The following is a 26,116-nucleotide window of genomic DNA, read 5'->3' as shown; positions in this document are numbered from 1 at the left end:
AGCAAAGTTAGTATGTGCGTATAAAAAATGATTAACCAAAATAAATTTTATAAATAATAGAAAGGAGTGTTAACAATGCCAGAGTCTACCTGGAAGATACACGAAATTAGAAAACAAGTGGCTGTTATTGATGGAAAACTAGCCCCATCAATCGTTCTAAAAAATGCTCGCTTTCTACATAGTGTGCTAAAAAAATGGCTAGTGGGAAACATTTGGATATTAGGTAGTCGAATCGTTTATGTGGGAAGTGAAATGCCATTAAATCTTTCTAAAACGGAAGTAGTCGATCTGGAAAATAAAGTTGTTGTCCCTGGATATATCGAACCTCATGTCCATCCGACTCAATTATATAATCCACATTCATTTGCGGACTATGCTGCTCAAACAGGTACAACAACATTCATTGCGGATAATATGACATTTGCCCTTTCGTTGCCAAATGAGAAAGCGTTTACAATTATGGACCAGCTAAAAAAAATGCCATTTTCGTTTTATTGGTGGGCTAGGTTCGATTCACAATCTGAGCTGCAAAACGAGGATGAAATTTTTACAAATAAATCAGTTCTAGAGTGGTTGGGACGAGATGATGTACTGCTTGGTGGCGAATTAACAGGATGGCCACGCTTAATGCGTGGAGATGATTTAATGCTAAATTGGATACAGGCGGCAAAAATCAAAGGGAAAAAAGTAGAAGGACACTTTCCAGGTGCTTCGGAAAAAACACTCGCTCGTATGAAGCTGTTTGGGGCAGATAGTGACCATGAAGCCATGACAGTCGAAGAAGTAGAAAAAAGAATTCTGCATGGGTTAGATGTAACGCTGCGTTATTCATCCATTCGTCCAGATTTACCGCAGTTATTAAAAGGGATTTTAGAGAAGGAGCTAGACATTTTTGACCATTTAATGATGACAACAGATGGGTCAACTCCTGCATTCCATGAAGATGGTGTTATGGACAAATGTATTCGCATTGCTCTTGAAGCAGGCGTAACACCAATTGATGCCTATAATATGGCCTCATACAATATTGCTAGATATTACAATAAGACACATTTACATGGTCTTATTGCAACTGGACGATTTGCTACCTTGAATATTCTGGAAAACGATACAACGCCTAATCCGGAATCAGTTATCTCTAAAGGAGTTTGGCTAAAGCGCGATAATAAGAAAGTAAGTGCTCTTCCAAAAATTAATTGGAATCAATTTGGAACCTTCAAAATACCGTTTGATCTAACAGATGATGATTTTCAATTTTCAATGCCGATTGGGATTCATCTAACGAACGAGGTCATTACGAAGCCTTTTTCTATTAATCTTCAATTTAGTAAAAAAGAGCTTGCACTTGGCAAAGATGAAAGCTATCTTATGTTAATCGATCGAAAAGGCAAATGGCGTGTTAACACAATGCTTAAAGGATTTGATACGCATATAAAAGGTTTTGCGTCTTCTTATTCAAATACTGGAGAAATTATTTTAATAGGAAAAAGCATAGAAGATATGAAGTTTGCATTTAATGAATTAAAGAGATTAAATGGTGGAATCGTTCTAGCAGAAAATAATGAAGTAGTTGCGTCCATTCCTCTTAAAATTAATGGGGAACTATTTGACGGGGATGTCGAACAGTTAATTGAATATGAAAAGCTGCTTACAAGAGCATTAAAAGAAAGAGGATATTGCCACTCGGATGCAATCTATACATTATTCTTTTTACAATCCACACATTTACCATATATTCGTATCACTCCACAAGGTATATATGATGTCATGAAAAAGAAAGTGATGCTGCCTGCGGTGATGCGCTAAAGGAGCGAATTCTATGCGTAAAAATCGATTTATTCCAGTATTGGCTTGTGTATATTTATTAGCTGGATGTGGCGACAAAGAGGAACTTGTAGAAGAAAGCACAAATTCAAGTGAAGAAGAAATAATACCAGTAACGGAAGAGGTTGTATTACCATACGTTACTCCATTCACAGGTGTAGGGATTTCAAATGAGATGACGCAGCGTCCTATTCTGGCAACTATCAATAATCATCCAGATGCACGCCCTCAGTCCGGTATAGCCGCAGCAGACGTGATTTATGAAATGCTGGCAGAGGGAGATGTTACAAGATTACTAGGGTTATATCAATCAGAAATACCTGAAACAATAGGACCGATTCGTAGTGCGCGAGATTACTTTATTGAACTAGCAGTAGGGCTAGATGCTTTTTACATTGCTCATGGCTATAGTCCTGAAGCGCAGCAACTCTTAATGAATGGTGTTGTTGATAATGTGAACGGTATGCAATATGATGGGATTCTGTTTAAACGTTCTTCTGATCGTGTTGCACCTCATAATTCCTACTTCCCTGGTGCAAATCTAGAAACCGCTGCAGAGAAAGTGAGCACTTCACTTCTTTATCAGAAAAAAGTGTCGTATACTTTTTATAAAGAAGATGAAAGTGTTAAAATGGGGACAGAGGCTGAATCCGTAGCGATTACTTATAGCAAAAATGATACATTTAATAGTTTGTACACTTATGATGGAAACAGTAATACTTATACTCGACAATCAGGGAATGCCGAGACAATCGATTCTTTAACAAATGAGCCAATAGAGCTTTCGAATGTCTTATTTTTTGAAATGAGCCATTCCATTATAGATAGTGAAGGTCGTCGCGAAATTGATATTACTTCTGGTGGAACTGCCTTTGTATTCCAGCAAGGCATCATGCGAGAAGTACGTTGGGAAAACATAGATGGCGTATTAAAAGCAGTAGAAGAAGATGGTAGTGAAGTAAAATTAGTTCCAGGAAAAACGTGGGTTCATTTTGTGCCGACAAATCCAGGAATACCTACATCGGTAAAATATTCGTAGCAAATATGAAAGGATGAATACTAAATGCAGATCGATAAAATTCGTGGGCATCAAACAGACCAATTATTTAAAGCTGTATTAGAGTTAAAAAACCTAGAAGAATGTTATATGTTTTTTGATGATTTATGTACAATCAGCGAGATTCAATCGTTAGCACAACGTTTTGAAGTTGCTCATTTACTACGTTTAAAGAAAACCTATGAATCCATCAAAAAGGAAACGGGTGCATCAACAGCAACGATTTCACGTGTACGACGCTGTTTTGATTATGGCAACGACACTTATGATGAAATGTTGGGTCGTCTTTATCCAGACGAAAAACCGTTTCAAGCTTCTAAATAATAATAAGCTATTAAACAATAATAGGCTGTTTAGTTAGTCGAAAGATCAAGACTTACTAAATGGCCTTTTGTCTTTCAACAAAAGATTAGTATAAAAAATCATTGATGTAATAGTGTTGGAAGAATGAAAACTTTTTCGCTTTAGGGTAGTTTACGTTATACTTGAAGACGAATATAAAGACTAAACAAATGAAGATTTTTAGGGCTGATAGGTGGGAAGCAACGAATGGATTATAAAAATTGGCGACATGTGTTCAAAATTGACCCAGCAAAGGAAATTTCAGAGGAAGCTTTAGAAAAAGTATGTGAATCTGGTACGGATGTCATTTTGGTTGGTGGAACAGATGATGTAACGCTAGAAAATGTTATTGATATCTTACTTCGTGTAAGACGTTTTTCAGTGCCGGTTGCATTGGAAATCTCCAATGTAGAGGCAATATTGGCAGGATTCGATTATTACTTTATTCCAAGTGTATTAAACAGTCAGGATACAAAATGGGTAAAGGATTTGCATCACGCGGCGATTAAAGAATATGGTGATATTCTAGTTTGGGACGAGCTAATTGCTGAAGGATACTGTGTATTAAATCCGGATTGTAAGGTGGCTCAGGTAACGGATGCGAAAACGGATTTAACTAAGGATGATGTGATTGCTTATGCACGTTTAGCCGAAAATTATTTTAAACTGCCGATTTTCTATCTGGAATATAGTGGTACGTATGGTGATGAAGAAATTGTCGCTTCTGTCAAAGACGTTTTAAATGATACACGTCTTTTCTACGGTGGTGGTATTGCCAGCGCAGAGCAAGCCGCTGAGATGGCGCGTTTGGCAGATACAGTAGTTGTTGGAAACATTATTTATGATGATTTGAAACAAGCCTTGAAAACAGTAGAGGCTGTTAAAAACACTCGCAAATAAATTTCACAAAATCAGAGAATTTCGTTATAATAAAAGCAGAACAAATGTTTGTGTAAAGGCGGTGCATCATGGAACAAATAACGAAAAATTTACTTAAAGGGATGAATCCTCAGCAAGCTGAAGCAGTGAAAACAACAGAAGGACCGCTGTTAATTATGGCAGGTGCGGGATCAGGGAAAACACGGGTTTTAACGCACCGAATTGCTTATTTAGTTGTTGAAAAGGAAGTCTATCCTTCTAAAATCTTGGCTATTACATTTACAAACAAAGCCGCTCGAGAAATGCGTGAACGTATAGATAACCTACTTGGAAACGGGACAACAGATAGTATGTGGGTGTCAACATTCCACTCTATGTGTGTTCGTATTTTGAGACGCAATATTGATCGAATTGGTATTTCAAAAAATTTCTCGATTTTGGATACCAGCGATCAACTAACAGTAGTAAAAAATGTCTTAAAAGAATTGAATATTGACTCGAAACGTTTTGAGCCAAGAGCAATCCTAAATGCCATAAGCTCTGCAAAGAATGAATGCATTACAGCAGATATGTACAAGACAAATAGTAATCCAAACAATCCATATGAAAGAGTCATTTCGCAAGTCTATGAAGGGTACGAAAAGAGACTTCGCCGAAACCAATCATTGGATTTTGATGATCTAATCATGACAACCATATCACTTTTTGAGCGTGTCCCGGATGTGCTGGATTTCTATCAAAATAAATTCCAATACGTACATGTCGATGAGTATCAAGATACCAACCATTCACAATATAAGCTCGTTCAATTATTGGCACAAAAATTTAAAAATATCTGTGTAGTAGGGGATTCGGATCAATCAATCTATCGTTGGCGCGGAGCAGATATCGGCAATATCTTATCCTTTGAAAAAGATTATCCAAAAGCGAAAGTAATCTTGCTTGAGCAAAATTACCGTTCAACACAACGAATCCTGCAAGCTGCAAATGATGTCATCGAGCATAACGAAAGCCGTTATCCGAAAAAATTAAGAACAGAAAATTTGGAAGGGGAAAAGCTAGTTCTCTATAAAGCTTCTAATGAGCAAGATGAGGCACAATTTGTAGTCCAAACAATTCAAAAACTAATGGAAAAAGAAAATCGTTCATTAGATGATTTTGCTATTCTCTATCGAACAAATGCCCAGTCCCGTGTTATGGAGGAAGTACTCGTAAAATCGAATATGACCTATCAAATTGTGGGTGGAACTAAGTTCTATGATCGTAAGGAGATTAAAGATTTACTAGCTTATTTACGATTAATCGCCAATAACGATGATGACCTTTCACTAGCGAGGATTATTAATGAACCGAAACGAAGCATTGGGGCAACTTCTTTTGAAAAAATAGCATCCTATGCCATTGGACAAGATCGATCCATCTTTGATGCGATGAAAGAAGTTTTATTCATGGGAATCACAGGAAGGGCTGCAAGTAGTGTAGAGAAGTTCCATCAGTTAATCGAGGACTTCACTAAAATGCAGGATTACTTGTCGGTAACTGAACTAGTAGAACAAGTGATCGAAAAGTCCGGCTACCGAACGATGCTTGAAAATGAAAAAACAATTGAAGCGGAAAGCCGTTTAGAAAACATAGAAGAGTTTTTATCGGTTACGAAGGCTTTTGAAGAACGCAGTGATGATAAATCGCTCATCGCCTTTTTAACGGACTTAAGCTTGGTAGCAGATATTGATTCACTGGATAAAGAAGATACATCAAAAGGAAGTATTATTCTAATGACCATGCACTCTGCAAAAGGATTGGAATTCCCTGTAGTATTCATTATCGGCATGGAGGAAAATATTTTCCCACATTCACGATCATTGGATGATGCTGCTGAAATGGAAGAAGAGCGTCGTCTGGCTTATGTTGGCATTACCCGTGCAGAGCAACGCTTGTATTTAACATGTGCCGGATCACGTACGATTTTTGGACGTTCAAGCTTCAACATGCCATCTCGATTCCTGCAAGAAATTTCTGATGACATTATCGAGCAAATTTCAAAATCAGGTAATCGATTTGACGAGGATGAATTACCATTTGGTCCAGGAAGAAGCCGAGCACAAAGTCAAAGACGTCGAACAATAGGAAATGTCCAAACGAAACCTCAAATAGCGGGTCTACAAGCTACTGGTGGGAACCAGATGGAATGGAAAGCAGGAGATAAAGCGGTCCATGGTAAGTGGGGGACAGGTACTGTGGTTAGTGTCAAGGGTGATGGTGATGGACTTGAATTGGATATTGCATTCCCTAACGTTGGCATTAAGCGTTTATTGGCTAAATTTGCACCAATTACAAAAGGTTAATTTAGATGATTGATTTAATGATGGAGGAATAACATGAACGAAATCGAAAAACGAGTTGCCGAGCTAAATAAACTACTTCATGAGTATGGGCATGCATACTATGTGTTGGACAAGCCACTTGTGCCAGATGCTGTCTATGATCAGTTTTTACATGAATTAATCGCTCTTGAAAAAGAGAATCCATCATTAATATATCCTGATTCTCCTACAGGACGAGTTGGTGGCACTCCGCTTCAAGGATTTAAAAAGGTAACCCATACGTATCCGATGCTAAGTTTATCGAATGCTTTTGGTGAAGAGGATTTAAGGGACTTTGACAGAAAAATTCGCCAAGCAATCGGGAATGACTTTTCTTATGTTTGTGAACTGAAAATTGATGGGCTCGCTATTGCGTTACGCTATGAAAATGGTGTGTTTGTACAGGGTGCTACACGTGGGGATGGGACAGTTGGTGAGGATATTACCGCGAATTTGAGAACAATCCGCGCTATTCCTCTTCGATTAAAGGAACCTGTAACAATTGAAGTTCGTGGTGAAGCCTATATGCCTAAAAATTCCTTTGCAGCCTTAAATAAAGCGCGTAGCGAAAAAGGTGAAGAGCTATTCGCCAACCCGCGTAACGCGGCGGCTGGTTCACTCCGTCAACTAGATCCGAAAATCGCCGCAAGCCGTAATCTTTCCACATTTATTTACTCTATTGGCGGTGATGGCGAAGCCTACGGAATCGATTCGCATGCAGAAATGCTGGATTATCTAGAGACATTAGGTTTCCCATCAAATAAAGAGCGTGAGTTTTGTGAAACAATTGAAGACGTACTGGCGTTTATAAATAAGTGGACTGAAAATCGCCTAAATCTTGCCTATGAGATTGACGGGATTGTAGTAAAAGTGAATCGCTATGCTCATCAAGATGAACTAGGATTTACAGCAAAAAGTCCTCGTTGGGCAATTGCTTACAAATTTCCAGCTGAAGAGGTTATTACAACAATCACAGGAATTGAGCTTACAGTAGGCCGTACAGGGGTCATTACACCGACAGCTATTTTAACTCCTGTACAAGTAGCTGGAACAACTGTGGGAAGAGCATCTCTTCACAACGAAGACTTAATTCGGGAAAAGGATATCCGAATTGGAGATACAGTCATTATTCATAAAGCAGGCGATATTATCCCGGAAGTTGTTGGTGTCATTCTGGAACAAAGACCAGAGGATTCCATCCCATTTGAAATGCCGACAAACTGTATTGCATGTGGAGATGATTTAGTTCGTATTGAAGGAGAAGTAGCGTTACGCTGTGTAAACCCTAAATGTCCTGCCCAAATCGCAGAAGGAATTAAGCACTTTGTCTCTCGTAATGCGATGAATATTGATGGCCTTGGCGAAAAGGTAGTTGAACAACTCCTACGTGCAGAATATATTCGGGATGTTGCAGACCTTTATCATCTAGAAAAAGAACAACTGGTAAAGCTTGAACGTATGGGTGAGAAATCCGCTACAAATCTGGTAGATGCCATCGAAAATTCAAAGGAAAACTCAGTTGAGCGACTACTATTTGGCTTAGGAATTCGTCATGTAGGTGCAAAGGCAGCGAAACTTTTGGCAGAACAATTTGAATCGATGGATGCCCTAATGCTTGCAAAAGAGGAAGACATTACGGCTGTTCATGAAATTGGCGATAAAATGGCGGATTCGATCGTTACTTACTTTGCTAATGATGAAGTGAAAGAGTTGATTGAGCGACTGAAAGCAGTTGGTGTCAACATGATTTATAAAGGGAAAAAAATACAGGTTGAAGCCGGAGAAAATCCATTTGCAGGTAAGACAATTGTATTAACAGGTAAATTATCTCAATTGACACGTAATGAAGCAAAGGCGAAAATAGAAGAGTTGGGCGGAAGTGTAACAGGTAGTGTTAGTAAAAAGACAGACCTGGTAATTGCAGGCGAAGATGCTGGCTCGAAGCTTACAAAAGCCACAGAACTAGGCATTGAAGTTTGGGACGAAAACCGCCTAGTAGAACAATTACAACAGTAAAGGAGTTTCAAACGATGAACCGATTTCGCTGGATTCCGGCGATGGTCGTTGTTGCAATGCTAGCAGGTTGTGTGCCTTCTCTTAAAGAAGATACAGAAGTGTTAAAAGATACAGATGAAACTGAAAGCGTAGTTGAAACGACAATCATCCCAAGTATGCAATTGAGTGATAGTTATTATAGAACGTTAGTACCTTATAAAGAAAGTGCTAGCCGAGGGTTAGTCGTGTCAAATTTATATACAAAATATGACATTAAAGAAGTAGAAGAAGGTTTAATGCGACTTTCACAAAATGTATATGATACAGATAGCTATTACTTCCAGGAAGGTCAGTATTTAGATACAGACACGATTAAGAACTGGTTGGCAAGAAGTAATCAAAATCAAGATGAGTCAGAAGAATTACGGGGCTTAAATCCTCCTGATGTGGACGCCAATGGGCAAACATTAGATCCGGTAGTGAGGGCACAAGAAGCACCAATTTATCTGGCACATGTCATTGAGCAAAATTATCTTGTTAAAACAGATGATAATAAGGTGAAACTTGGAGGCATATCGATTGGACTTGCACTAAATTCAATCTACTATTACCAAAAAGAACAATATGGCGATACATTTGAAGAGCCTATTCCTGATGCCGAGCTTGAACAAAAAGGCAAAGAGATTGCAGAAGAAGTAATTTCAAGACTTCGTCAACGGTCTGAGCTTCAAGATGTACCAATAGTCATTGGATTATTTAAGCAAGCAGCTAATAATTCGATTGTCCCTGGATCATATTTTTCATTTAGCGTTTCAGAGAAAGGTCAAAATGCTTTAGGCGATTGGCAAGGTATAAACGAGAAGTATGTGACATTCCCAATGTCTTCACCAGAAGAACTTTATCGTACTGTAAATACAAGCTTCCAAAACTTTAAACAGGATGTAGATAAGTATTTTTCCAATTACACGAGCGTGATTGGAAGAGGCTTCTATCAAAACGACACACTACGTAAACTCTCAATCGAAGTCCCAATCCAATTTTATGGAACTACCGAAATCATTGGATTTACGCAGTATTTGTCCGGAGTTATCATGCAGCATCTGCCTGTAGATGTAGACATCGAAGTAAACATTACATCCATTAACGGTGCAGAAGCATTAATCATAAAAAAACGAAACGAACAAGAACCTTTCGTTCATATCTATGACTACTAAAGTGTAGCCCATTCGGGGCTGCACTTTTTTTATGAAGTGAATTGTTTGTGTACCAGGTACACAAACAATTCTGAATATTAAAATTATCTGCATGCCAGGTCCCAAACAATTTCTGATTCCATGTTTGAATTTATGATACATAAGGCGATAATAGAGTTTGATTTAGTGTATTAAAATGGCAGTCTATTCTGATCATTACCTATTGTGACGAACATTGACAGGAAACTTCATGATTTTATCCAAATTTATGATTTATTTTATTAAAAATGGTACAATTAATGATTATTGCCACGCAGAGATTATCGGAGGTGTAAATTTATGGCGAAATTATCAAAAGAAGAAGTAAAACACGTTGCTCATTTAGCTCGTCTTGCTATTACTGATGAAGAGGCGGAGAAATTTGCAAACCAATTAGGGAAAATTACTGACTTCGCACAAACATTAAATGAACTAGACACAACAAATGTGGAACCAACATCACATGTTTTACCAATCGTGAATGTAATGCGTGAAGACGTTGCACAAAATGGTCTAGACCGTGATGTAATGATGCTGAACGTAAAAGAACAAGTGGATGGCCAAGTAAAAGTACCATCAATTTTAGAAGACTAATACAAGAGCAAAAGGAGGTAGCCTTATGACGTTATTCAAACTTTCATCAAAAGAATTACAAGAAGGCTTACATAACGGCGAATTTAAGATCGCTGATTTAACGAACGAAGCATTTGCTCGTATCGAAAACCTAGATAACGATGTACAAGCTTTCTTAGCTTTAAACAAAGAAAAAGCAACTGAACAAGCTGCTCAAATGGATCAAGTACCATTCGAACAACGTGGACCTTTATTCGGTTTACCAATCGGTGTTAAAGACAACATCGTAACAGAAGGACTAGAAACAACATGTGCTTCTAAAATTTTAGAAGGCTTTATGCCAATCTATGATGCAACTGTAGTGAAAAAACTACGTGAAGCAGGCATGGTAACAGTTGGGAAGCTAAACATGGATGAATTCGCTATGGGTTCATCAAATGAAAACTCTGCCTATAAAACTACAAAAAACCCATGGAATTTAAATCATGTACCAGGAGGATCTTCAGGTGCATCTGCAGCTTCAGTTGCAGCAGGTGAAGTACCTTTCTCTTTAGGTTCTGATACTGGTGGTTCGATCCGTCAACCTGCAGCATATTGTGGAGTTGTAGGAATGAAACCTACGTATGGTCGTGTATCACGTTTTGGTTTAGTAGCGTTCGCATCTTCACTAGATCAAATTGGACCAATCTCTCGTAATGTCTATGATAATGCACTTCTTTTAGAAGCGATTGCAGGAGTAGACCCTAACGACTCAACTTCAGCAGACGTTCCAGTACCAAACTACGCTTCTAAGTTAGATGGAGATATTAAAGGCCTACGTATTGCAGTACCTAAAGAATACCTTGGTGAAGGTGTTAAAGAAGAAGTGAAAAATTCAGTATTGGAAGCACTTGAAGTATTAAAAGGCTTAGGCGCTACGGTTGATGAAGTGTCACTTCCTCACTCTAAATACGCTTTAGCGGCTTACTATATTCTTTCATCTTCAGAGGCTTCTTCTAACCTTTCACGTTTTGACGGTATCCGTTATGGCTTCCGCGCTGAGGGCGTGAAAAACTTAATGGAGCTATATAAAGAAACGCGTGCACAAGGCTTTGGAGAAGAAGTAAAACGTCGTATTATGTTAGGTACTTATTCATTAAGTGCTGGTACTTACGATGCTTACTACAGAAAAGCACAACAAGCACGTACATTAATCAAACAAGATTACGATAAAGTGTTTGAAGACTATGATGTTATTATTGGACCAACTGCTCCAACAGCAGCATTCGAAATCGGCGCTAATATTGATGACCCAATGACGATGTATGCTAACGACATCTTAACGATTCCAATTAACCTTGCGGGTGTTCCTGCAATTTCAATTCCGTGTGGTTTTGATAACGGAATGCCATTAGGCTTACAAATCATCGGGAAACATTTTGATGAGGAAACAATCTATCGCACAGCATACGCTTATGAACAAGCGACGAATTTCCATGCACAAACTCCTCAAATTTGGGAGGGTAAATAATTATGAACTTTGAAACAGTAATAGGCTTAGAAGTACACGTTGAATTAAAAACTAATTCTAAAATTTTCTCTCCAGCACCAAACCATTTCGGTGCAGAGCCAAATACAAATACAACAGTAATCGACCTTGGTTACCCAGGGGTATTACCTGTGTTGAATAAAAACGTTGTTGATTATGCCATGAAAGCTGCACTTGCACTTAACATGGATATTAACCAACAAACAAAATTTGACCGTAAAAATTACTTCTATCCAGACAATCCGAAAGCTTATCAAATCTCTCAATTTGATAAACCAATCGGTGAGAATGGTTGGATTGAAATCGAAATCGAAGGTACAGATGGTCAACCAGGCTATACGAAAAAAATCGGAATCACTCGTCTTCATATGGAAGAAGATGCTGGTAAATTGACACATGCTGAAGGCTATTCTCTAGTAGACTTTAACCGTCAAGGGACACCACTTGTGGAAATCGTATCGGAGCCAGATATCCGCACACCAGCGGAGGCTTATGCATATCTTGAAAAATTGAAAGCAATTATCCAATATACGGGCGTTTCTGATGTGCGTATGGAAGAAGGATCACTTCGTTGTGATGCCAACATTTCAATTCGCCCTTATGGTCAAGAAGAATTCGGTACAAAAGCAGAGCTTAAAAACTTAAACTCATTCAACTTTGTCCGTAAAGGTCTTGAATATGAAGAAGTACGACAAGCGGAAGTATTAATGTCAGGTGGAGAAATTCAGCAAGAAACGCGTCGTTTTGATGAGAAAACCGGTAGAACAATTTTAATGCGTGTAAAAGAGGGAACGGATGATTACCGTTACTTCCCAGAGCCAGACTTAGTGGACCTTCATATTGATGATGAGTGGTTAGAACGTGTTAAAGCTTCAATCCCAGAGCTTCCAGATGCGCGTAAAAAACGCTACGTTGAAGAACTTGGCTTAAATAATTACGATGCTAGTGTCCTTGTAGTAAACAAAGTCATTTCAGATTTCTTCGATGAAATGACGGCACTGGGTGCAGATGCAAAACTTTCCGCTAACTGGTTAATGGGTGATGTGTCAGCTTACTTAAACGCAGAACAAAAAGAGCTTGCAGATACGCCATTAACACCTGCTAACTTGGCTGGTATGGTGAAAATAATTGCAGATGGCACAATTTCATCTAAAATTGCGAAAAAAGTATTCACGGAGCTTGTGCAAAACGGTGGAGACGCGAACGAAATCGTTAAAGCAAAAGGTTTGGTTCAAATCTCAGATCCATCTGTATTACTTGGTTTAGTTACAGAGGTGCTTGATGCCAACCCACAATCTATTGAAGACTTTAAAAACGGGAAAGACCGTGCAATTGGCTTCTTAGTAGGTCAAATCATGAAAGCTTCAAAAGGACAAGCAAACCCACCAATGGTTAACAAAATCTTGCTTGAAGAAATTAATAAAAGATAGAATCCACGACGGTTCTTTAAATGCCTCTGTGAGCTAGATATATAATTTAGTTCATAGGGGCTTTCTCGTGCAAACAGAAAAATTGTATTTCTGTAAAATCCAATGCAAAATGGAATTATTAAGGAAAAGGGAGGATTATAAATGAAAACCGAACAACAATATTTTGAAGAATCCATGACAATGGTAGAATACATGGATCAAATGTCAACAAACCTAAAAGAGCCAAGCTTTAAGGTCTACGAAAGCTTCAACGTGAATCCAGAAGATGAAGTCTTCCAATTATTAAAAGCGAAAAAACCTCATATTTTAGCAATAACAGAAGACTGGTGTGGGGATGCTATGTTAAATAACCCAGTCATCCGCAAAATTGCCGAAGAAGCGAATTTAGAAATTCGTTGTGCATTCCGTGATGCAGATACAGACTTAATCGATCGATACCTAACAAATGGAGGACGAGGGATACCCATTTATCTTTTCTTAAGTGAACAAGGCGACGTAATTGGAAAATGGGGACCTCGTGCACAAGAATTGCAACAACTAGTCATGGATATGCGTGCAGAACTTCCTGAAAAAGACAACCCGTCATTTGAAGAAAAACAAAAAGAGATGTATACTAACTTGCAGGAGAAATATGTAAAAGACCCACAATGTGCAAAATGGGTCTACGAAGATATGAAGACTGTCATTACAAAAGCGTTATCATAATAAAGATTTAGGTGGAAGTTCTCTTCAATTTCAATAGTTTTTCTGTAATTGAAGGGAACCTTTTTCCGCCTAAGTGTGTTTTTACATAATAAAAGGTATAGGATGGAAAAAACATGAAAAGAGCGAGAATCATTTATAATCCAACGTCGGGTAGAGAACTATTCCGGAAGCATTTGCCTGAGGTGCTAGAAAAACTAGAAACAGCAGGCTATGAAACATCTTGTCATGCAACAACTTGTGAAGGAGACGCTAAAATCGCTGCTGCACACGCTGTTGAACGTGGTTTCGATATTATTATTGCAGCTGGCGGAGACGGTACTCTGAATGAAGTTGTAGCTGGGATGAGTCCCTATGAAAAGAGGCCAAAGCTAGGCGTCGTACCTATGGGAACAACAAATGATTTTGCCCGTGCAATCCGAGTTCCTAGAAAAATCGACGAAGCAATCGATATTATTGTCAAAGGCGATACAATTCCAGTAGATGTTGGATTAATAGATGATGACCGTTATTTCATCAATATTGCTGCAGGTGGCCGCATTACCGAACTGACATACGAAGTACCGAGCAAAATGAAAACCCTTTTAGGACAACTTGCTTATTACTTAAAGGGCATTGAGATGATTCCATCAATTAAAGCAACAACAATGCGAATCGAATACGATGATGAGGTTTTCGAAGGTGAAGCCATGATGTTCTTATGCGGCTTAACGAATTCGGTTGGGGGATTTGAAAAAATCGCTCCTGACGCTAGTATTAACGATGGCCTCTTCACTATGATGATTCTAAAAAAATGTAATATCGCTGATTTTATAAGAATTGCGTCTTTAGCTTTACGTGGAGAACATCTGAACGACGCGAACGTAATCTACCAAAAGGCGAGTGTGGTAAAAGTAACATCTACTGTTGATGAAGAAAACATTCATATCAACCTAGATGGAGAGTACGGCGGCGATGCACCTGTTACCTTCAAGAATCTAAAAAGACATATCGAAGTATTTGTCCCACTCAACGACATCCGCGACTTGGATCGAGTGGAATAATTAGATGATTTGTAACCCATATGGCAGTTAGAGTGGCTAGACTAACTGTTGTGTGGGTTTTTATGTTTAATGAGGAATACGTCAGTGAGAGATGAAGTTCGTTTGGAATGGGTCTCATTTGAGGAACTGAACTGAAACGTATTTAGAAGGTGAATTTCGTTTGAGATGCATTTAATAAGTGAGATGAAACGCATGTGGAGGTAAATTTTTGTTTGAGATACGTTTCATAAGTGAGATGAAACGCATGTGTAGGTGAATTTTTTTTTGAGATACGTTTCATAAGTGAGATGAAACGTATTTAGAAGGTGAATTTCGTTTGAGATGCATTTCATATGGGAGATGAAACACTTTTGGACGGCTGCTTTCACTTGAAAAGTGCATCAATAGCGGGATGAAGCACTTTTGGACGGCTGCTTTCACTTGAGAAGTGCATCAATAGGGGGATGAAGCACTTTTGGACGGCTGCTTTCACTTGAGAAGTGCATCAATAGGGGGATGAAGCACTTTTGGACGGCTGCTTTCACTTGAGAAGTGCATCAATAGGGGGATGAAGCACTTTTGGACGGCTGCTTTCACTTGAGAAGTGCATCAATAGGGGGATGAAGCACTTTCGGAAGGCTGCTTTCACTTGAGAAGTGCATCAATAGGGGGATGAAGCACTTTTGGACGGTGCTTTTACTTGAGAAGTGCATCAATAGGGAGATGAAGCACTTTAGAATATTTGTATTTATATAAGAAGTGCTTCCATCACTTATTCTGCACCTGACGCAAGCTTTCGGCACATAAAAAAAATCCAACATTTTTGCACCTGACGCAGGCTTTCGGTGCAGAAAATAAAGCCAACTCAACTTACTGTTGAGTTGGCTTTATTTTTGCTACAATATAAGAACTGAAATGGAGGACGGAAGATGGTAGCACCAGTTAAGAAAAATGATCGTAGAACAGTTTATATAGAAGATTTGACACATGATGGCAATGGCGTGGCTAAGGTTGATGGGTATCCATTGTTTATCCAAGGGGCTTTGCCAGAAGAAAAGGTTGAAGTTCATGTTTTAAAAACATTAAAAAATTACGGCTTTGCGAAAATCGTAGACATTATTAAAGAATCGCCCGACAGAGTGAAGGCACCGTGTATTTATTTTGGGAAATGTGGTGGCTGCCAGCTTCAGCATTTATCCTATGAAGGACAGTTAAAATGGAAGGAGAACATGGTTCGCAATGTAATGAAACGACTAGGGAAAATCGACGCGCCTGTATTACCTGTAAAAGGCATGCAGGATCCTTGGAATTACCGAAATAAGTCGCAGATTCCATTCTCAATGACGGAAACAGGCCCCATTGCAGGCTTTTACAAATCAAAATCGCATGAAATTGTGGATATGGAACGTTGCTTAATTCAGGTAAGTGAAGCAGATGCCATGATGGCGAACCTGAAAAAAAAGCTTATGGAAATCGGAGTGCAGCCTTATAACGAAGCGTCTCATCAGGGGATGCTACGCCATGTGGTAGTTCGTAAAGGTCATGCAACAGGGAAGGTCATGATTGTTCTTGTCACAAATAAACACAAGTTCCCTCAAAAAGACGAGGCAGTTGCATTAATCCAAAAGCTTGTACCAAACGTTACGTCGATTGTTCAAAACATTAATATTGAAAAAACGAATGTGATTTTTGGAAATGAAACAGTCACACTTTGGGGGAAAGATTTCATCGAGGATACAATTGGGGGCGTACGTTTTGAGATTTCAGCGCGCTCCTTCTATCAAGTTAACCCAGTTCAAACAGAAGTCTTGTATAAACAAGCGCTAGATTACGCACAGCTAACTGGAGATGAACGAGTAATTGATGCCTACTGTGGTATCGGAACAATTTCTCTATTCTTAGCGCAAAAAGCCAAATCGGTTATGGGTGTTGAAATCGTAGAGCAAGCAATAGAAGACGCGAAACGCAATTCAGCATTAAATGGCTTCACTAACACTTATTTTGAAGCAGGCCCAGCAGAAGAAGTCATCCCACGCTGGTATGCAGATGGGAAAGAAGCGGACGTACTAGTTGTCGACCCTCCACGTAAGGGCTGTGACGAAGCGTTATTAACAACAATCATCGAACAAAAACCAAATCGTGTAGTTTATGTTTCATGTAACCCAGCAACGCTAGCTCGTGATCTTCGTGTCATGGAAGATGGCGGCTACAAAACAATGGAAATCCAGCCAGTGGACATGTTCCCGCAAACGACGCACTGTGAAGCAGTCGCGTGGTTAGAGTTAGTATTGTAACCCAATAATAAACTCCTGGCATCCACAATAAACCCATAGGAAAATCAAAACAAAGTTCTGATATGCCTGTGGAGAACGTGTGGACAAAGGCAGGAAATAAAGAAAGAAGAAAGAGGGTGGGAACAGGAATCCCATCCTTTTTTCCTTGAATAAAAAAGCGTGAGAAAGCAGGGGAGAAACCTTACGGTTTCAACGTTTGAATGAAAAGTGTGAGGGGTTCGTACGAACCCCAAAAGCCTGAAAAAGAGTGAGAAAAAGCAGGAGAAAAAGGCAGGAAGAATAGCGAGAAATATCACGACATTATTATCATAAATAATAAAGTTATGGCAGAAAAAAGTGAGAAGAAAATCGGGAAAGTGCGTGATTTGTGCAGAACTCTATTTTAACTGAGTGAAAATTCAGAAATAAAAATGTAGGAATATCAAGGGTTTGAGAAAAGTGGTGTAGCAAGACATTATTGTTACTGAACAAGTATAGTAATAATCGAAAGACAACTCCCGATTAATGGGATTTGTCTTTTTTCATAGAAAAGATTAGAGAGCTAGTAAGAACCTTCCCCGTATTTTCTTCTATATCCTTGACGACATGAATATATTTCATAGTATCGAATCAAGTGTAGAGTATGGGAGGAATTTAGAAAATGGAGTATTCTTCATCTGGTTCTTTACTAGATACAAGGAACGCGCCAAGTATGCAAAGGGTTGATAACTTTATCGCTTTTATCCGTGAAGCAAATGAGCTTCTTCAGAAGGCAACAGATATTTCACCTGCAAATCAAATGGTATCGGATGTATTCAACCATCTTTTACTTCAGTTGCGTTCCCACTTTTTGCCTCAAGAGGTACAAGCTATCCTAAACAACGAGTATATTCAAATAAATCAACAAAAGTTGCAGGATAAGTTGTCAGAAGTCGAATTTCTTGTAGAACTTAGAGATTCTCGTGAAATCTGCAAATTAGGGGGATCAGTTTTAAATATCGTAAAAAGTTTACCTAATTGGAACAGTTACTTTTCCCTAGTTAGTCAGGAATTGCAAATGATTTATCAATACAAGCGGCAGAAACGTAATACAGAAAAGTTGCCCATTATCTTTGTAGGCAGCGGTCCAATGCCGATAAGTCCTATTACTCTACACCTGCTCAGTGATGCGGAGGTGATCTGTTTGGAAATGAATGATGTTGCCTATGACGCATCATGCAATTTGCTGGAGCATTTAGGCTTAGGAGATAAAGTTACTGTCTTATTGAAGGATGGCTCTGAGTTTGACTACAGCTCTTATAGCCTGATCTTTGTTGCTAGTCTCGTTCGAAACAAGCAGGCGGTGCTTGAGGCAATTAGCAGAACTTCCACAGATCCTTTAGTAGCTGTCCGTACAGCAGAGGGGATGAGGAGAATCATGTATGAAGCGATTGATGAATCTCAGTTGAATGAGCAGGGGTGGAGGATTCTAGGGAGAACTTGTCCAGAAGAAAAGCTGGTCATCAATTCGACATTGTTACTTGAAAGTGTAACTAAATCTTCTGTGTCGAGTTAATATCAGACCGTGATCACCGAACTTTAGGGGAAATCCGCAACAACTATAGATTCGTTACGATTAACAGACACTAAATCCTCGTGTATAACTACTAGAAAACCGAAATTTTATATTACTAATACGATAGGATAGTAAAGGAGTTCCGAATTTATTCAGAACTCCTTTCGTTTTATTATGCTTGAACTGTTTCAGTGCTATTATCTATCTTTGGCTCATGGACAAGCCGATAATCAGCGTGATGATCATTAATGAATAATAATGCAATCATACCGAAAATCGCAGCAACTCCAATGGCGATGAAGTTATATTGTGGCTGTAAGTTCATTGTCAGTAACACGGCTACATAAGTTGGAGCCACAATGGAACCAATTCGACCAAAGGCCATTGTACTTCCAAGTGCGGCTGGTCGAACGTCTACAGGATAATAGGCAGCAACGAAGGCGTTCGACATATTTTGCAGACCAACTGTTGCAGAACCGATAAGAAAAATTAAAAAGTATGCTAAATATATATTCGTAGAAAATCCAATGAGGGCTAGACAAATCGCACCAACCAAATAAAGTGGAATTAACACTTTTTTAAATCCAACTTTTTGAATAATATTACTGAGGACTATAGTGCCAACAATCGAACCCATTTGTAGTACGGCAACAAACATTAAACTTGAAGATAAGTTATAACCAGTCTGTAGCATCAATGTAGGTAACCAAGTATTAAGGGAATACATTAAAATGAATGTACAGAAGCAGGCTAGCCAAAACATCGTCGTTGTTATAGCGAATTTTTTAGTGAAAAGTGCACTAATCGGTGATTTTTTCTCTTTTTCCGTCTTTTGATAAGTAAAATCAAGAGTTGTAGCAGCACTTGGTTGAATTTTATTAACAACAATCGAAATTTGGTCATGTCGCTTGTTATTAAGCAAGAAGTCAAGTGATTCTGGAATCATTTTTAGCATAAATGGAATAAATAGTAATGGAATAGCGCCAATCCAGTAAACTGGTCGCCATCCAAATTCAGCAAGTAATGCTTGGCCGATGAAGGAAGCGCCCATTGCACCAACTGAATATCCACAAAATATAAATGAAATAATAGCAGCACGATATTTTAATGGGGCATATTCAGAAATAAGTGAAGCGATATTCGGCATCACACCTCCAAACCCAAATCCGGCAATAACCCTGCAAATCGTGAAAATCACCGCATTCGGTGCAAAACCTGATAGCATTGTAAAAAGACTAAATAATATTGTCGTTAAAATAATAATACGCTTGCGACCAAAACGATCCGAATATAAACCAAACAGTACCGCACCAATAGCTGTACCAATGGTTGTATAGCTTCCGATGGACCCGGCAATAATAGCGGATATTCCCCAGGATTCTTTTAAGAAGGGGATGGTAGCGCCATAGATTACGACATCGTACCCTTCAAACATCAGAATGATAAATAACCATAAAACCAACAGAATGTGGAATGATTTTATTTTGCTTTGCTCAAAAAAAGTAATAGGATTCATAAAATACCCCTCAATGATTTAAAATAAAATTACTACGGATGATGATTCAACAGTTAGAACAATTGATTCTTCGTTTTTTGAATAAGAAGGAGAAAATCTAATCGTTTGACAGTAAATCTGAATCGATGTTTCGGAAATGAGAGAATATAGCGAAAATGGTTTTTTTAAGTCATACCTCCTCAACCTGGTGGGAGGAGGTATGACAGAACTACTACATAGTTCGATTCACTTTTAGTTGTTACCCCATACATTATCAGCAATTTCAATGACGTGACGAATCTTATCCCATTGTTCCTCTTCTGTTAAAATGTTCCCTTCCTCCGTACTGGAGAATCCGCATTGAGGACTTAGAGATAGGTTTCCTAAAGGAATGTATTGACTGGCTTCTTTGATTTTAGCTTTAATATTCTCTGCATCTTCCAATTCAGGGAATTTGGACGTAATCAACCCAAGTACAACAGTTTGATCTTCGCGTTTAAAGCTTTTTAATGGTTCAAAATCACCTGAACGCTTATCATCATATTCTAAGAAAAGTCCATCTACATTTAATTGGGCAAAAATAGCATCAGAAATGTGATCGTACCCGCCACTTGTAATATAGGTAGATTTGAAGTTTCCACGGCAAATATGCATAGTAATGATCATATCATCCGGTTTTTCCGAAATTACATCATTTAAACAACGAACTCTCGTCTCGATGATATCTTGAACATTCATTCCAAGTTTTTCCTCGACTGCTTGTATCCGTTCTTCTGAGACAAAGTCAATCCAAGAAGTATCATCTAATTGTAAATAGCGACAGCCTGCATCATAGAAAGCTTTAATGGCTTTTTTGTAAGTAACTACTGTATCAAGATAGAATTGCTCTATGTTTCCGTTATAAAATTCATCACCTTGAATTCTCGTGAATAACATATTGGGACTTGGAATGGAGAACTTAGCAACTTGACTGCCATCTCCATATTTATCTACTGCCTCTTTTAAGAACGTAAAGTGCCCTAACATATAATGATCATGGAAGTCTACTCTATCGACCACTTTAATGGCATTATTTTTTGTTTTAGCACCTTTAAAGTTACTTACATATTCTGTTTCAAATAATTCGACCCCTTCTAATCCAGCAAGGAAGTCTAAGTGCCACCACGAACGTCTAAACTCACCGTCTGTAATGGGTTTAAGTCCTACTTCAATTTGTTTTTGTACAAGTTTCTCAATCTCTTGATCTTCTGTAGCTTTTAGAGCTTCTTGATCAATTTCCCCATTCAAATAAGCCTCTCTTGCTTTTTTTATTGGTTCGGTTCTCAAAAAACTCCCTACATGATCCGCTTTAAATAGGGATTTAACTGTTGTTTTTGACATAGCTGATTTCCTTCTTTCTTAACTTTAATATTTTCAAAACTTCTTCTTATAAACTATGAAGAGAATACTATTACCTTAACTAGTTTTTTCCTTATTTGATTAGAAGTAAGTATAGCATCAGAAAAACCATATAGAATAACATATAAAATCTATATCTTGATATAGTTTTAAACTATAGTTGAGCTTATTCTCCTGTAATTGATTTTTTGAGAGAGTGGTTAAGATTATTAGACAGTAGACTGTTTGTAACATTAATCATGCCTATTTTCGAAATTTCTATATTATAATTGGATTTGCAAGCGAGATTAAAAACAATATGCTAAATAGGAAAATTGTATAGAAAGTTGATATTAAAGGAGTATTAGATAAAGTGAATTTAGTAAATGAATACATTGATACTTTAGAAGAACCAAAAAAGTCATGGGTTTCAATTATGGTAAACTGCTTGCGTGAAGTATTCCCGGAGCTTGAAGAAAGCTTTAGTCGTAGAATGCCTACTTATAAGGGTAACAACTTTTATATTGCCTTTGCAGCACAAAAAAATTATTTTTCATTTTATACGGATGATATAAGCATACTCCCCTTAATAAAAGAGTTGGTGCCCTCAGTTTCTTTAGGGAAGAGTTGTGCAAGAATTAAATATAGCAATGAATCAGCGATAGAAGCATTGATAGATGCTTGTAAGGTAATAGTGGATTCCAACAAATCAAAGCAACCCCCATCAGTCTCGGATATGGAGGGGATAAAGAAATGGTCCAAGGTATCACCTGATATCCAACAGTTGCTAATAAATAATGTGTTTTGCTCAAAATGTGGTGTTACTAAAATTGTAAACTACGGTATTCATAATGACAGGTTTGGAGTAGTATTAAAAGGCTATTGCAAAAACTGCGGTGGGAGAGTCGCAAGATTAGTTGAAGAGGAGTAAATGGCACTCTATATGGCTGCATGCAAATCAGTGTAGAATTGATCGAGAATTGCATTGATTATCCATTTATTTTCACAGTCACTTTAGATTTAGCCCACTCACTCCATTGTGTAAGGGTCATGTGGTTAGAGTTGATATAGCATAAATACAGTTGATATAGAAAAGTTTATACCCGCTGCTTTTTTGTTAATAAAAATACCGTTCAGGATTGATTTTCGTTAAAATAAATATTGGCGTTTTTCACAAACTAGTAAAAAAGTGAAACAGATGGCTTTATATCTTTTGGATGAGAGCATGAAATGGTATCCATAATGAAAGGATTTGGATTTGAAATGAAAGAAAATTTTTGGCGTGAATTACCACGTCCATTTTTTGTACTGGCACCAATGGAAGATGTGACGGATACTGTTTTTCGTCATGTAGTAAGTAAAGCCGGTCGACCGGATGTGTTTTTCACAGAATTCACTAACTCAGATAGTTATTGTCATCCAGAGGGCATGAAAAGTGTTCGGGGCCGTTTGCTTTTTACAGAAGATGAACAACCAATGGTGGCGCATATTTGGGGGGACAATCCCGAATATTTCCGTCAAATGAGTATTGGCATGGCCGAGCTAGGGTTTAAAGGCATCGATATTAATATGGGCTGCCCTGTACCGAATGTAGCATCAAGAGGAAAGGGTAGTGGACTTATCCTTCGCCCGGAAGTTGCGGCAGAACTTATTCAAGCAGCGAAAGCAGGTGGACTGCCTGTTAGTGTGAAAACAAGATTGGGCTTTGAGGATATAAATGAGTGGGAGGAGTGGCTAACGCATATTTTGAAACAGGATATTGCGAACCTTTCCATTCATTTACGAACAAGAAAAGAAATGAGCGCTGTAGATGCACATTGGGAGCTCATTCCTGAAATCAAGAAATTGCGTGACCGTATCGCACCAGATACACTATTAACCATTAATGGGGATATTCCTGACCGTCAAGTAGGTCTGCAGCTTGTAGAAAAGTATGGTGTAGATGGCGTGATGATTGGACGCGGTATCTTTAAAAATCCTTTTGCTTTCGAGAAAGAACCAAAAGAGCATAGCAGTAAGGAGTACCTAGACCTTCTAAGATATCAGCTTGACCTTCACGATCAATATATAGAAGAATTGCCTTGTTCTGTCACAGGGCTTCATCGATTCTTCAAAATCTATGTAAAGGGATTCCGTGGAGCTGGTGAATTAAGAAATCAATTGATGAACACAAAATCAACAGAAGAAGTGCGTGCATTACTTGATAGCTTTGAAGCAAATAATGTTGATTGATGCTGGATAGTAAAATGATGTTACTAAAAAAATACAACAAATCATGTGTACTTTTAAGAACCGGTTATCCTTTTTTGCTGTTGTTTCGTGGTTGTAGTGCTGAACATAAAGAATTAAAGAGAAAAATACTAAGTTAGAACGGGTACATACGCTCGCGCGTCTTAGTTATTATTATTTACTTTAGTCCGTAAACCACTAAGAATTAATATAAAATAGGGGGAAATGATTTGCCAAAACAAAATAAAGAATTGACACCTGAACAACAGGAAGAAATACTTGAAATATTGAAAACCCGTTTTGAGAAAAACATGAACCGCCATAAAGACATAGAATGGTCTGGTGTCCATGCAAAGCTAGAAACGCATACTGAAAAACTGTGGTCGCTCAGTCAGATGGAAATAACGGGTGGAGAACCTGATGTTATAGCTCACCATAAAGAGTCGGGAGAATTCATTTTTTATGATTGTTCAAAAGAAAGTCCAAAAGGACGAAGAAGTCTTTGTTACGACCGGGAAGCGCTAGAGTCAAGGAAGCAACACAAACCAGAGAATACCGCTATTGATATGGCTGCAGAGATGGGGATTGAGATTTTAACAGAAGAACAGTACCGTGAGCTGCAAACACTTGGGAATTTCGATAATAAAACCTCAAGCTGGGTGAAAACACCTGCAAATATTCGAAAACTCGGTGGGGCAATTTTTTGTGATTTTCGCTATGACACGGTCTTTGTGTACCACAATGGAGCAGAGTCTTATTATGCTGCTAGAGGTTTCCGTGGCTCGTTAAGGATCTAAATTATGATGCGAAATTCAAGCCAGGTTTAATGACGATATCCGGTGGGATGCAAAAGCCTTAGTTCTAGAGAATGAACTAAGGCTTTTCTTTATCTTGCTCTATGTTTAGTCACTTTTTGTGGAGCATTATTATGAATTACTTGATTTAATTCTTTTGAATATTCCTCACGCATATTAGTGTCTTTTGTTTCTTTGTTTTCTTTTTTGAAACTAGTTTTACTTTTTTTTGCCACCTTATTTGACCTCCGCTCCTGTTTAAATATTGATGAGATTGCCATCAATTTTATTCTGTTCAAGAAAGTAATTTTTATAAGAGGGAAGTGCTGAATCAGGTTTGATTTTTTAATGCTCAAGGATAATCTCTCAAGGAGTGTTCTTTTTGTTAGGAACAATGTAAAATCAAAATACAAATAGTCCTTTATTACTGCCTAAATGTCCCTCATGTAACTTATGAAAGAAATTACTTATTAAATAAAAGGGGTTAAAAAATGCTTGGAAATGAACAGCAAAAACAAATTGATCGAGTGCTTGAATATATAGATGAACATTTAAACGAATCCCTTCCTCTTGAGAAGCTAGCCAAAGTCTCAACCTATTCGGTTTATCATTTTCAGCGTACATTCAAAGCGATGACAGGTGAAACACCTTCCGGCTACATTAAAAGGCTGCGTCTGGAGAATTCTGCCCACTATCTAATCTACGAGCAGCAAATTCCGATTACACAAATTGCAATGATGTGTGGATTTTCGTCATTGTCTTACTTTACCTATTCATTTAATGAATATTTTAAGACAAGTCCTAAGAAATGGCGTGAAAGAGCCTACTTGGAACGATTTCCAAGAGAGTATCAGGATAGCAAGAAATCTAAAGTTTTTAGCAATAATAAGAAAGATGGAAAACAAGTTAACACTTATAATGACTTTAGATGGTTGGATTTGACCAAAGTGAAAACCATTGATTTTCCAGTATGCGCAACTGTAAATAGGCAGAATATTGGTCCTTATACTCAAGGTATTCCTGAAACTTGGGAGGACATTTATCATTGGTCAAAGTCTAGAGAGTTACTGAAACAAAATTCGTTTATATTTGGAGTTCCTAGAAATAACCCATATATCACACCGCCTGATAAAAGTCGTTACGATTGTCGCATTGCAATAAATGAAGAGGATTTCGCAGGTGCGGGAGAAGAACTTATCTATGAATTTAAAGGTGGAAAACATGTCGTCTATGAGTTTGATGAACCAGTGATGTATGCTGAGAGAAGCAAATTGATAGAATGCTATTCTGAGCTTTACAGTTATTGGCTACCCAAAAGTGGCTACAGATATTTAGGAAATCCAATCGAATTGGTCGAACTAGAACCAATTGAAGGGTCGCTATCAATTGAATGCAAAATTAAGAAAATTTGTCTAGCAATTGAACCAAAATAGGGAGGAATCATAG

General features: G+C 38.1%; 21 protein-coding genes. 18 read left to right on the top strand and 3 right to left on the bottom strand.

Annotated elements, in window-relative coordinates; translation table 11 throughout:
• The first annotated feature begins 75 nt into the window (after positions 1-75).
• The 14 genes from C1N55_RS17775 (at position 76) to C1N55_RS17710 (ending at position 18,775) form a co-directional block, all read left to right on the top strand.
• Positions 76-1,806, top strand: a complete 1,731-nt coding sequence (locus C1N55_RS17775) for an adenine deaminase C-terminal domain-containing protein (protein ID WP_137730043.1) — start codon at positions 76-78, stop codon at positions 1,804-1,806.
• 13 nt (positions 1,807-1,819) lie between these two features.
• The gene (locus tag C1N55_RS17770) at positions 1,820-2,863 is read left to right on the top strand and encodes a DUF3048 domain-containing protein (protein ID WP_137730042.1); all 1,044 of its coding nucleotides are present in this window, start codon (positions 1,820-1,822) and stop codon (positions 2,861-2,863) included.
• Between the two features lie 24 nt (positions 2,864-2,887).
• Complete coding sequence (locus tag C1N55_RS17765; RefSeq protein WP_137730041.1) at positions 2,888-3,205, top strand: YerC/YecD family TrpR-related protein; 318 nt, start codon at positions 2,888-2,890, stop codon at positions 3,203-3,205.
• Between the two features lie 225 nt (positions 3,206-3,430).
• On the top strand, positions 3,431-4,123 hold the full coding sequence (locus C1N55_RS17760) for a heptaprenylglyceryl phosphate synthase (RefSeq protein WP_137730040.1): 693 nt from the start codon (positions 3,431-3,433) through the stop codon (positions 4,121-4,123).
• Between the two features lie 68 nt (positions 4,124-4,191).
• Positions 4,192-6,447: a DNA helicase PcrA gene (pcrA, locus tag C1N55_RS17755; protein WP_137730039.1), complete on the top strand. Its 2,256-nt coding sequence runs from the start codon at positions 4,192-4,194 to the stop codon at positions 6,445-6,447.
• Positions 6,448-6,480: 33 nt separating this feature from the next.
• The gene (gene ligA, locus C1N55_RS17750; protein ID WP_137730038.1) at positions 6,481-8,481 is read left to right on the top strand and encodes an NAD-dependent DNA ligase LigA; all 2,001 of its coding nucleotides are present in this window, start codon (positions 6,481-6,483) and stop codon (positions 8,479-8,481) included.
• 14 nt (positions 8,482-8,495) lie between these two features.
• A complete protein-coding gene (locus tag C1N55_RS17745) occupies positions 8,496-9,674 on the top strand; it encodes a CamS family sex pheromone protein (RefSeq protein ID WP_137730037.1) in 1,179 nt (392 codons plus the stop codon).
• A gap of 318 nt (positions 9,675-9,992) precedes the next feature.
• Positions 9,993-10,286: an Asp-tRNA(Asn)/Glu-tRNA(Gln) amidotransferase subunit GatC gene (gene gatC / locus C1N55_RS17740; RefSeq protein WP_137730036.1), complete on the top strand. Its 294-nt coding sequence runs from the start codon at positions 9,993-9,995 to the stop codon at positions 10,284-10,286.
• 25 nt (positions 10,287-10,311) lie between these two features.
• Complete coding sequence (gene gatA, locus C1N55_RS17735) at positions 10,312-11,775, top strand: Asp-tRNA(Asn)/Glu-tRNA(Gln) amidotransferase subunit GatA (protein WP_137730035.1); 1,464 nt, start codon at positions 10,312-10,314, stop codon at positions 11,773-11,775.
• Between the two features lie 2 nt (positions 11,776-11,777).
• Positions 11,778-13,223 (top strand): Asp-tRNA(Asn)/Glu-tRNA(Gln) amidotransferase subunit GatB, encoded by a 1,446-nt coding sequence (gene gatB, locus C1N55_RS17730; protein WP_137730034.1) that lies wholly within the window; start codon positions 11,778-11,780, stop codon positions 13,221-13,223.
• A gap of 141 nt (positions 13,224-13,364) precedes the next feature.
• Positions 13,365-13,928, top strand: a complete 564-nt coding sequence (locus tag C1N55_RS17725; protein ID WP_137730033.1) for a thioredoxin family protein — start codon at positions 13,365-13,367, stop codon at positions 13,926-13,928.
• A 113-nt stretch (positions 13,929-14,041) separates the two neighbouring features.
• Complete coding sequence (locus tag C1N55_RS17720) at positions 14,042-14,968, top strand: diacylglycerol kinase (protein WP_137730032.1); 927 nt, start codon at positions 14,042-14,044, stop codon at positions 14,966-14,968.
• Positions 14,969-15,876: 908 nt separating this feature from the next.
• Positions 15,877-17,241 carry a 23S rRNA (uracil(1939)-C(5))-methyltransferase RlmD gene (rlmD, locus tag C1N55_RS17715; protein ID WP_137730031.1) on the top strand — a complete coding sequence of 455 codons (1,365 nt, stop codon included), beginning with the start codon at positions 15,877-15,879 and terminating at the stop codon, positions 17,239-17,241.
• A 640-nt stretch (positions 17,242-17,881) separates the two neighbouring features.
• Complete coding sequence (locus tag C1N55_RS17710; RefSeq protein WP_137730030.1) at positions 17,882-18,775, top strand: nicotianamine synthase family protein; 894 nt, start codon at positions 17,882-17,884, stop codon at positions 18,773-18,775.
• A 172-nt stretch (positions 18,776-18,947) separates the two neighbouring features.
• Here the strand turns inward: C1N55_RS17710 and C1N55_RS17705 are convergent, their stop codons facing one another.
• Both C1N55_RS17705 and C1N55_RS17700 read right to left on the bottom strand, forming a co-directional pair.
• Positions 18,948-20,291, bottom strand: coding sequence for an MFS transporter (locus tag C1N55_RS17705; RefSeq protein WP_137730029.1), 1,344 nt, complete (start codon positions 20,289-20,291; stop codon positions 18,948-18,950).
• A gap of 231 nt (positions 20,292-20,522) precedes the next feature.
• Complete coding sequence (locus C1N55_RS17700) at positions 20,523-21,650, bottom strand: 5-methyltetrahydropteroyltriglutamate--homocysteine S-methyltransferase (RefSeq protein WP_137730028.1); 1,128 nt, start codon at positions 21,648-21,650, stop codon at positions 20,523-20,525.
• Positions 21,651-22,020: 370 nt separating this feature from the next.
• Between C1N55_RS17700 and C1N55_RS20695 the strand changes: the two genes are divergently transcribed.
• From C1N55_RS20695 to C1N55_RS17685, 3 genes are all read left to right on the top strand, one after another.
• Positions 22,021-22,578 carry an iron chaperone gene (locus C1N55_RS20695; RefSeq protein WP_205758487.1) on the top strand — a complete coding sequence of 186 codons (558 nt, stop codon included), beginning with the start codon at positions 22,021-22,023 and terminating at the stop codon, positions 22,576-22,578.
• Between the two features lie 311 nt (positions 22,579-22,889).
• Positions 22,890-23,879, top strand: coding sequence for a tRNA dihydrouridine synthase (locus C1N55_RS17690; protein WP_205758556.1), 990 nt, complete (start codon positions 22,890-22,892; stop codon positions 23,877-23,879).
• A 227-nt stretch (positions 23,880-24,106) separates the two neighbouring features.
• Complete coding sequence (locus tag C1N55_RS17685; RefSeq protein WP_137730027.1) at positions 24,107-24,673, top strand: DUF4256 domain-containing protein; 567 nt, start codon at positions 24,107-24,109, stop codon at positions 24,671-24,673.
• Between the two features lie 89 nt (positions 24,674-24,762).
• Here the strand turns inward: C1N55_RS17685 and C1N55_RS20640 are convergent, their stop codons facing one another.
• Positions 24,763-24,906 (bottom strand): hypothetical protein, encoded by a 144-nt coding sequence (locus C1N55_RS20640; RefSeq protein ID WP_168193895.1) that lies wholly within the window; start codon positions 24,904-24,906, stop codon positions 24,763-24,765.
• A 255-nt stretch (positions 24,907-25,161) separates the two neighbouring features.
• On the opposite strand from C1N55_RS20640, the gene C1N55_RS17680 reads away from it, so the two are divergent.
• Complete coding sequence (locus tag C1N55_RS17680) at positions 25,162-26,103, top strand: AraC family transcriptional regulator (RefSeq protein ID WP_137730026.1); 942 nt, start codon at positions 25,162-25,164, stop codon at positions 26,101-26,103.
• Positions 26,104-26,116: the final 13 nt, after the last annotated feature.

Source organism: Lysinibacillus sp. SGAir0095 (genome assembly GCF_005491425.1).
Taxonomy (GTDB): Bacteria; Bacillota; Bacilli; order Bacillales_A; family Planococcaceae; genus Ureibacillus.
Note: the sequence above shows the minus strand (reverse complement) of the source record. Positions and strands in the feature narration are given on the sequence as shown.